Source organism: Candidatus Hydrogenedentota bacterium (genome assembly GCA_012523015.1).
Taxonomy (GTDB): Bacteria; Hydrogenedentota; Hydrogenedentia; order Hydrogenedentales; family CAITNO01; genus JAAYBJ01.
This window is the reverse complement of record JAAYJI010000157.1, coordinates 1-9,753: the sequence shown is the minus strand read 5'-3', so window position 1 is coordinate 9,753 and position 9,753 is coordinate 1. Positions and strand designations below refer to the sequence as shown.

The window sequence follows — 9,753 nt, the reverse complement described above, 5'->3', positions numbered from 1 at the left end:
GTCGACGGTTCGATTCCGTCCCTTGGCACCATTTTTTTTCATCATAAAGCCCCTGTTTGCAAGGGATTATAGACTTATTTTCTCCCGCCTCCGCCCCCGCATCCAAACTGCTCATAGTGCCAATATGCGACTCGAAATGACCCGAAAAGTCGGTAGTCGATGAGCAATCTGATGAGCCATGAAGAACGTGCTTGGAACCGTGTTTAACGCACCCATTTTCCTGGTTCCCCGAGCATGCCGTTCATCCTATGTCCCTCCCGTCATCCCGCCCATAGCGCTGTCTTTTGGGCGCGATACATCTCGCCCCTACAACTGTTACATCAAACCTGCGGCCAAGATATTTAGAGACCCGCGGAGTGCGCGAACTCTTGTACACTCCGCGGGGAGACTCTTGCGTATCTTTCCTTCTGTTGCCGGTCTTTTCGTCCATAGCGGGAGGTTTTGGCAGTCTATTGTCGGGAGTTTTGGCTGTGATCTACTCCGACAAAAGTTCCGCTAAACCCGTCAGGGAAAAAGCCAAAATCTGCATTTTCCTCTACATTCCGCGCTATTTTGGGGGTGTTTTAAGCCAACATGGGGGTTTTGTCGGTTTTGTCGGTTCATTTCAGGGTCCCTTGTTTCCCATGCTTGCAAAAAGCCTTTCAGCCCATTCACTCCCGGTTCACATGCCTGTACATTGGATGGATTACATAACTGGTGCTGGGCCGGCCGCCTGTGGCTTTCTTTTCAGTTATCTCGCGCAAATGACCGGTCTCTATTAATTCGTTTACAGCCGACTTGGCCGCCTCTTTTGTAGAGAGCTGACCCCACTCTTTTCTATAGAGGTCGCGGAGCGAGAATTTTTCCGTCAAGTCGCCCGCTTTAATATGACGCAGCAGTTCAAGAGGCGCTTCATCATGTTCCGGTTTAAAGGCGTCCATATATAAACGGCGTGCGTGCCCTTCTGCGTATGCTGCCCACGCGGCAGCGCGCAAAAATGCGGCTTCCGATACGGGGCCTTGGTGCCCGTCGGCAACACGACAGATCAACGAGAGGGCAGGAACCAATTTGCTAAACTTGGCTAAATGAGACTCCATCGCCGGATGATCATATCCTGTGCGGCAGCGCCTGACCAGTTCCGTGTACCATGATTCAAAACGGCCTTGCGCCTCATCGTTGTAGCGCAGGAACGGCAAGCTGTCCGGGTAGACCGTCGCGCCGATGCCTTGTAAATCTATGGTGTCGCAAATACGAAAGGCTTGTTCCGCGGCTTTGGCCGCCTCTTCGTCTCGCGGCCGGTCCACATAGTCAAAGGAATAAATTTTCTTGGGGTATGCGATCAGGCTGAACCGCTGCATCAGACCGTCAGCACCTGTCCCGTTACTAAAAGCCTCCTTCACATATTCGCTCATCCCTCCGGGCGTTGTACAGCCCAAGACAGACAAACAAATCCCTTCGATAGCGATGCTGCCCCGTCCGATACGATCCACCAGAAAACGGCCATCCCCTTCCCATCCTTCCAAAATATAGGCGCGGCTGCTTTCCTGTCCCGGTTTATCCAGACTTTTGAGAAAGCCGCCCAACTCGTCGCGCAGCATGGAAATGCCCCGCGGATTTTCCCGTTGCAGTTCCTGCAATTTCTCGACCGTCACATCTTGGGTGTAGCTGCGCCGACGGGTAGGCGCTTCCGGCGCTTCCGGTCTGGACTGCACCATCAGTTTCCGCTCTGCCTTGGTACAGGTTTTTTTCATATCCCGTGTGAAGGCTTCAAGCTCGCCTTCGTAGAGGCACATTTCCCGTGCATACACTTCTTGTTCCGCCGTGTGCGCCGCCACGCTTTCCCGGTCAAGCATATCTAAGAAGCGGCGTGCCTCCTTCAAACAAGGACTTTTCATCATGGCGGGCACCCCGATAATGGCGCCCCAAATATTCGGTCTGACGGGCCAATCGTCCAGGGACGTTGCCCGTATACATAACTGACGCCGGATCAAACTGCCTAACATGAACAGCGCACTGACCGCCATGTAATCAACCGGCGCTTGCATGCGCTCTGCCGCATCGAAACACCAGGGCGCGATGCTGTCGGGCAGCATCTCTCTCTGTACTTCGGGAACTTCAACAGCGGCAGCCGCAAAGGCTTTCGGTTCCGGCCAAGTCAACCCTTCAACGACGGAGACGGGCACAGGCCGGCCATGGTCTTTGACGGCTGCTTTTAAATCTTCGACACTGTGCTGCTCCAGGAAGTCAACTACATCTCCTTTCTCAGGCAAGTCCGGCAAGGGGCAAATGAGCACTTCCCGCTGCCCGGCTAAAGCAGCCAATTGTTCTGTAACGTCTTTTGCGAAGCCCCGTCCCGCCTTGTCGTTGTCGGGCAGAAGGATAATCTGTCGAAACTTGGCGAGACCGCTCCAATCACTTTTCCCCGCTGCCTTCGCGCCGCCTTTACTGGTTGTCGCCAACAGCCCGACAGACTCCAAGGCATGAACACATTTTTCGCCTTCCACTACGTAGACTGTCGTCTCTGCTGAAGCCGCCTCTAAGCATTCGCTGCGGTACAAGGGGTGCGGTCCCACGAGACCCGTCGGCATTACTTTGAAAAACTTCGTGCCGTCCTCACGATCGCGCCGCGTCACGGTGCAGTAGACGCTTCCATCGCCGTGACAATAGCGGTAGCTTTCCCATTTCGGAGAGCGCTTCTCAGCGGGAATCTTGTCAGAACCGGGAACCGACAATGAACCGACAGCACTGACAGAACCCTCTTCTGCAGAAGTGTTTTTCGAGCTCAGCTCGGGCAACGCGTCGTCTAAACTGCTATTTTCGCTTGTATCAAGGTCTTCATCTACAAATGCACCCTCCACACCGGGGCTATTCGTGCGAACGCGCAGACGAAGCTCAGGTTTTTTCGGAAAGGTGCCCGGAAGTGAACCGACAGAACCGACAAAACGTCCTGCACGGTGATTTTGACGCGAAAACGACGGCGAAGCAGCGGCGCGCCTCGGAGGCGGAGGCGGAGGCGACCACAAAGCGCCGTCGGCTTTGCTCGGTCTTGGCGGGGTCGGAGGTGAAACGTGATTAGGAGGAATGCCCGCTCTTTCTTCTAAGGCTTCGAGGGCTTCTTTAAAGCCGCAGGTGTAGCGCGCTTGGTAGAAGGCGATAATGTCGCCCCCTGCCGCGGCACAGCTGAAGCAGCGATAAGCGCCCGAGTCCAAATTAACGGAGAAACTGCCCGGGCGCGTGTCGTTGTGGAAGGGACACAAACCTGTATTGACCCAGCTCTTCTCGGTTTTAGGGGTGAAGCGGTCAATCTCATCCCCGTAAAAAGACGCCGCTGACAACAATGACTTTACATACTCGATACGTCTTTCCCAGTGCAAATCGCTCCAACGCATAGCCAATCTCCTCTGTTCTTTTCCCCACAAGGGGAGCCTTCACCTGCTGTTTCGAATCCGATGGGCAACCCAAACCGCCCATCGTGAACAGCTTCTACTTATATAGGCACGGCTTTAGCATAAAAGGAGCGTAGTGTTGATGCTTAGTATCACTTTTACAATAGCTTAGAATGATTTTTATCCATTTTTTCTGTTATATACGAGTATACCCATAAGTTTACCCATATATGAACAGGAAAAAAATATTTTTGTAGGGGAAAAAGAGGCACTTTAAGTGTTACTATTCAAGGGTTTAAAAAAGAAGTGAGTAGACCCGAAAGGACTAGAAAAGCAAGGATTCTTTCCACAGCCCTAAACAAGAGATGGTATTAAAGACATGCGTCGCCGATTACACGATGGACAGGGTGGACGGGGTGGGCGGGAGCGTGCTAAAGTTCGTACACTCCGGAGCGCCGAGATGAGAACCCGAACCAAGGTGCAGCATGCTGCGCCTTAATGACAAAAACGACCGGGCGCGCGGACGTCGGCACGGGGTCCGGCGGCTCAGTTCCCATAAATAGGGAAGAAATAGTGTGGAATTTTCATAAATAAACGAATGCTGCGGGAAAAACGTTGTATTTGGTAAATATTTTTGCATTTATATATGTTATCTCTATAGTAATACGTTATAATGTATCCGCTGAATCCCTCAAATAACGATTGGTTTAATTGCCTATGATTTTGGCAACACACCGAAAACAAAGGAAAAGATCCATGCCCAGAAGCAAGTTCGTGCCCAAAGCCCACATTTTAGATTTGTTGTCCATCATAAATCCGACGAGCAATATCGCGGTTTATGTTCAACTTGAAAATCTGATTCATTTCGGAATCGTATCCGGTAAGTTGGTTACAGGGGATCAACTGCCGCCCGCCCGAGATCTCGCTGATCGTTTGGGCATCAATATGAATACCGTATCGAAAGCCTACCGTGATCTTGTCGTATTGGGTCTGTTGGGCACGAAGCGCGGTCAGGGGGTGTTCATCAAAGATGATGTGCTGGAAAAGTGCCGCTTCTTCGTCCAAGAAATTGTAGTGCAACACATCTTCGAAGCGGCGGCAGAAGCCAAATTGGCGGGCTACGACAAAGAATTGTTAAAAGAGATGATCGACAAGATCTATGCGCAGCAGGTCTATCCCTACGGCAGCATTCCCCGGGATATTTTCCCTAAAGCATAAGTGTCCCCCCCCATCCAAACGAAGATACCATGGCTTTACCAACGATCAACCGGCAGTACCTTCATCCGGCCTGGATACAAAACCCTTCCCTGCAACCCGATACCCGGGATTTAGTGCAGGTCTTTTCCCTGCGCCTTGATCACTTCAATGATAAGGAGGCGGCTCGGCTCCTGTCCGCACAGTGGGGGCGCTATGCTGGTTGCTTGGACGGCAACGAAAAGTTTCAACGGCAGCAATTGGCCGCCCTTTCTCTTCGCTATTTTGTGGTGAGCCGACTCTTAGGGGCAGCCGTTGAAGACGTCGCCTTCCATGATGGCCGGGGAAAGAAATTAGAATTGGCACGTCCCGCAGTGACGCCGCCCCTATACCTCAGCCAAAGCCACACGGACCGCTATCTCATGCTTGCTGTCTCCCCCATCCCCTGCGGCGTGGACGTCGAAAGCCTGCGCCGACCGGCCAGCTATCCTCACCTCCTTGAAAAAGCCTTTCCCCCGGCTTGGCGCGCAGACATAGACGCGCTGCCGCCGGAGTCAGAAGAGGCGGCGCAACGTTTCACCGCTTATTGGACTGCCTTGGAAGCTTGGTATAAACTAAGGGGCACCGGTTCATTCCCTTCCTTTTTGCGGTCCGTCCGTGACGTAGACAGGACAGCGCAACAAGATCCTGCTTGGGAGGAGACGCGTCTCTATCCTGTGCAGGTTGACCGCGACTATTGGGCGTGCCTTGCGCTGGTTTCAAAAAGCGTGTCCATTCAGTTCTGCCGCGTCGAGAGCACGGCGATTCCGGGCTAAGCGAAAAAGTGCGCCCGATTCGGTATAGGGCGATGCCCCGGTATATAAGGAGTAGTTTACTATGCGGGTTGTATTACAACGGGTTTCTTCTGCCGCCGTGCGCGTTGATGATGCAGTGGTCGGTGAAATCGGGCCGGGCCTTGTGGCGCTTATCGGTGTAGACACGGAGGACGTGGAGGCTGACGCGGCGTATATGGCGGAAAAGATCGCCCATATCCGTTTGTTTCGCGATGACGAAGGGCGCATGAACCGTTCCGTCTTGGAGGTGGGCGGCAGCATCTTGGCGATTTCGCAATTCACCTTGCATGGTGATTGCCGCCGCGGCAGGCGACCATCTTTTGTGGCGGCAGCGGCGCCGGAGACAGCGGTTCCCCTCTATGAATCGGTGATGAATCGGCTGCGCAAGGACTACGGGCTTCCTGTGGCTGCGGGCATCTTTGGCGCCCACATGGAGCTCAGCTTGGTGAACGACGGGCCCGTGACGATCCTGTTGGACTCGCGTAAATGCTTTTGACGACGAGCGCACGGCCGGGCCGCGGACTGCATGAGCGCTCATAGCATGCTGGCGGAGAGGGTGGGATTCGAACCCACGGTACGGTAAACCGCACAACGGCTTTCGAGGCCGCCGCCTTCAACCACTCGGCCACCTCTCCGGTGAAAGGCAATTGTATCAAATCTGTTCTTGTTCTTCCAGTGGCAGGGCATAAAAGTTTTATTGTTGATGAGGAAGGCGTATAATAGGGCGTGACTCACCCACGCATCTGTTGCCAAGCGTGATCTTTCCCCCCGGACTTGCGCAGGATGCATGTTTCAATGATTAACCCAAAGTCCTGTATACGGACAACATAAAAGGAGACGCCCATGACTGCAAATCGTGTTTTCAATTTTTCTGCGGGACCCGCCACGCTCCCTCTTCCCGTCATGGAACAGGTACAGGCGGAATTACTTTCGTACCCCGGCGCCGGCGCGTCGATCATGGAAATCAGCCATCGTTCCAAGGCTTTCCAAAATGTGCTGGACGAAGCGAAATCGAATTTCCAAAAGTTGCTCGGCTTTGAAGGGGATTCCTATAAGGTGCTCTTCACGCCGGGCGGCGCAACCATGCAGTTTTCCATGTTGGCGATGAACTATTTAAACGGCGGCACAGCAGACTATATCAATGTCGGTTCTTGGGCTTCGAAAGCCATTAAAGAAGCAAGCCGTTTCGGTACGGCGCGCACGGCTTGGAGCGGCAAAGAAGCCAATTTTAACCGTATCCCCGCCGATAGTGAATTGGATTTGGATCCCAATGCCGCCTATGTGCATTTCACCTCCAATGAAACCATTCAAGGTATCCAGTTTACGAAGGAACCGGAAGTGCAGGGCAAAGCACTGTTTTGTGATGCCTCCTCTGATTTCCTGTGCCGGCCGACTGACATTAACAAGTATGCGCTGCTCTATGCGGGCGCACAAAAGAACATTGGTCCTTCGGGAACGGCAGTCGTCATCATCCGCAAAGACCTGTTGGAGCATGTTCCCGAAAACCTGCCGCCTCTCCTTGATTATAAGATCTTGGCGGACAACGATTCGCTGTACAACACGCCGTCCACCTTCTCCATTTATGTGATCTCTTTGGTGACGCGGTGGCTGATCGAAGACATAGGCGGATTGGAAAAGATGCACGCCGTCAACCAAGCGAAGGCGAAGCTGCTCTATGATACCATCGACGGCAGCGGCGGCTTTTACCGAGGCCATTCCCTGCCTGAATGCCGGTCCTTGATGAACGTGACCTTCCGCGTGGGTACGGAAGAACAGGAGAAGCTTTTCTTGACGCAAGCGACGGATGCGGGTTTGGCCGCGCTGAAGGGACATCGTTCCGTGGGCGGCTGCCGTGCCTCCATCTACAATGCCATGCCCATGGAAGGGGTGGCTGCCCTGTGCGATTTCATGGTTGAATTCCAGCGCGTAAACGGCTAATATAACGTCGCTGCTGTAAGCAGCATTATAGGTTGAATCCATAGCAGGCGCCGAAACCGACGGTACAAGTTCGCCCGGTTTCGACGCCTTTTCTTTGTGCGCGGAAAAGAAAAAGAAAGCACGTTTTTCCGCTTCTTATAAAGTGGCATGAGCCCTTTAAAAACAGGTAAGATGGATATTCTGTGCGGCCGGAAGTTCGATCGCGCAGAGGAGACTGTGGAAGCCCCAAAGAAAGAGGAGCCCTTGAGATGAACCTAAGACAATGTATGCTTGTTGTATTGTGCATGGCGCTTGTGAGCGCGTACGGCGTCGCCGCCAATAATCCCATGGCCGATCTATGCCGTCTGAAAGATGCGGATACCCGTTCGATCAGCCCGGAAAACTTTACGGGTGAGAAAGGGAAAGGCGGTATGGCAACCCTCGAGACAGGAAGTGCCGCCCATGCCGCCCGCGAATTGGGTGTCGGCTGGAAAGTCAACCCCTATATCGTGATGGAGGCCAAGGAAACCTTTACCTTGGGTGAAGTGGAAGGAATGGGCGTGATCAACCATATTTGGATGACGCCTGTGGGCGATTATCGGCAGTTGATCTTCCGCTTCTATTGGGATGGTGAGGAGTCGCCGTCGGTGGAGGTGCCCGTGGGCGATTTCTTCGCGTCCGGCTGGGGCATGAACAATGAGCCGCGCATCACGTCGCTGCCCATTTGTGTGAATCCGCGGAGCGGCCTGAATTGTTACTGGCAAATGCCTTTCCGTAAAGGCTTCAAAGTCACCATGGAAAACATGACGGATAAACAGGCCGTTATTTATTATCAAATCGATTATTCACTGGAGCAGGTGTCCGACGACACGCCCTATTTCCATGCCCAATTCAGACGGGTCAATCCGCTGCCCTATAAAGAAGTGTTTACCGTCGTGGACGGGATCCAAGGGAACGGCCATTACGTGGGTACTTATGTGGCCCATGGCGCCAATAGCCCGGGCTGGAGGGGCGAAGGCGAAATCAAATTCTTCATCGACGGTGATACGGAATACCCGACCATTTGCGGCACCGGCGAAGAGGATTATTTCTGCGGCTCTTATTGCTATTCAGAAAAAGAGAAACGGGGCCGCTATACCTATGAAGAATTCAGCACCGCTTACGCAGGCTTTTATCATGTACCCTTTAAAGGCGATCAGCGTCGGGTCGGACAATACCGTTGGCACATCACCGATCCGATCCGTTTCAAACAAGATCTGCGCATTACGCTGCAAAGCCTGGGATGGCAGAGTGAGAACCGTTACCTGCCGCTGCAGGACGATTTGGCGGCCGTGTCCTACTGGTACCAGACGGAACCACACAATCCTTTCCCCGCCCTGCCGGAGATTAAAGATCTGGTCATTTCGGAGTGAGGAGACGGGAGGTCATAGCCCCCCCCCACGTAGTAATCAATTCAATCCAACAGAAACGATAGATACAGGAGATTATGATGAAGAATACAGCAACTTGTTTTTTAGCAATAGCCTTGGTTTTGACGCTCTCCTCTACCTTGGCAGCAGCGAATCCCATGGCAGGTCTGTGCACGATTCGAGACACAGACAGCCGTTCGATCAGCCCGGAAAACTTTACGGGAGAAAAAGGTAAAGGCGGTATGGCAACCCTTGAGGAAGGGACAGCAGCGCACAACGCGCGCGAGCTGGGCGTAGGCTGGAAGGTGAATCCCTATGTGAACATTGAAGCGGGCGAAACCTTTGTCCTCGCCGATACGCAAGGGATGGGAACGATCAATCATATTTGGATGACACCCACGGGAGAATATCGGACGACGATTCTGCGCTTCTACTGGGACGGTGAAGAGACGCCGTCGGTGGAAGTGCCTGTGGGCGATTTCTTCGCAGCAGGCTGGGGCATGGGCAATGAACCGCGCATCGACTCCCTCGCCGTGTGTGTGAATCCCCGTAGCGGCTTCAACTGCTACTGGCAGATGCCTTTCCGCAAAGGTTTCAAAATTACCTTAGAGAATATAGGCGAGACAAAAGCACGCGCCTTCTATCAGATTGACTATACCTTGGAAGAAGTCCCCGAAGATGCGCCTTATTTCCACGCCCAGTTTCGACGGGTCAACCCCCTGCCCCATAAAGAAGTCTTTACCATTGTAGACGGGATCCAAGGCAATGGCTAGTATGTGGGCACCTATCACGCCTACGGCGCCAATAGCCTGGGTTGGTGGGGCGAAGGCGAAATCAAGTTTTTCATTGACGACGATACGGAATTCCCCACCACTCGCGGCACCGGCAAAGACGATTACTTCTGCGGTTCCTACGGCTACAATGAGATTAAACAAGATGGCAAATACGTCTATGAAAGCTTCTCATCGCCCTATGCAGGCTTTCACCATATCCCCTTCGACGGCGAACAACGGCGCTTTGGACAGTATCGTTGGC

General features: G+C 53.2%; 6 protein-coding genes, 1 tRNA gene and 1 pseudogene. 6 read left to right on the top strand and 2 right to left on the bottom strand.

The genetic code is table 11. From position 1 onward, the window contains the following. Positions 1-650: 650 nt before the first annotated feature. Positions 651-3,368, bottom strand: a complete 2,718-nt coding sequence (locus GX117_06855) for a DUF3987 domain-containing protein (GenBank protein NLO33057.1) — start codon at positions 3,366-3,368, stop codon at positions 651-653. Between the two features lie 753 nt (positions 3,369-4,121). Between GX117_06855 and GX117_06850 the strand changes: the two genes are divergently transcribed. From GX117_06850 to GX117_06840, 3 genes are all read left to right on the top strand, one after another. Beyond that, positions 4,122-4,583 carry a GntR family transcriptional regulator gene (locus GX117_06850; GenBank protein NLO33056.1) on the top strand — a complete coding sequence of 154 codons (462 nt, stop codon included), beginning with the start codon at positions 4,122-4,124 and terminating at the stop codon, positions 4,581-4,583. A gap of 29 nt (positions 4,584-4,612) precedes the next feature. Then, positions 4,613-5,374: a 4'-phosphopantetheinyl transferase superfamily protein gene (locus GX117_06845; GenBank protein ID NLO33055.1), complete on the top strand. Its 762-nt coding sequence runs from the start codon at positions 4,613-4,615 to the stop codon at positions 5,372-5,374. 61 nt (positions 5,375-5,435) lie between these two features. After that, positions 5,436-5,888, top strand: a complete 453-nt coding sequence (locus tag GX117_06840) for a D-tyrosyl-tRNA(Tyr) deacylase (protein ID NLO33054.1) — start codon at positions 5,436-5,438, stop codon at positions 5,886-5,888. Positions 5,889-5,937: 49 nt separating this feature from the next. Here the strand turns inward: GX117_06840 and GX117_06835 are convergent. Further along, positions 5,938-6,027 (bottom strand) — tRNA-Ser (locus GX117_06835). Positions 6,028-6,235: 208 nt separating this feature from the next. On the opposite strand from GX117_06835, the gene serC reads away from it, so the two are divergent. The 3 genes and pseudogenes from serC to GX117_06820 all read left to right on the top strand — a co-directional run bounded on the left by serC (position 6,236) and on the right by GX117_06820 (position 9,753). Next, a complete protein-coding gene (gene serC / locus GX117_06830; GenBank protein NLO33053.1) occupies positions 6,236-7,330 on the top strand; it encodes a 3-phosphoserine/phosphohydroxythreonine transaminase in 1,095 nt (364 codons plus the stop codon). A gap of 248 nt (positions 7,331-7,578) precedes the next feature. Next, on the top strand, positions 7,579-8,721 hold the full coding sequence (locus GX117_06825) for a DUF2961 domain-containing protein (GenBank protein ID NLO33052.1): 1,143 nt from the start codon (positions 7,579-7,581) through the stop codon (positions 8,719-8,721). Between the two features lie 74 nt (positions 8,722-8,795). Continuing rightward, positions 8,796-9,753 (top strand): annotated as a pseudogene (locus GX117_06820) (DUF2961 domain-containing protein).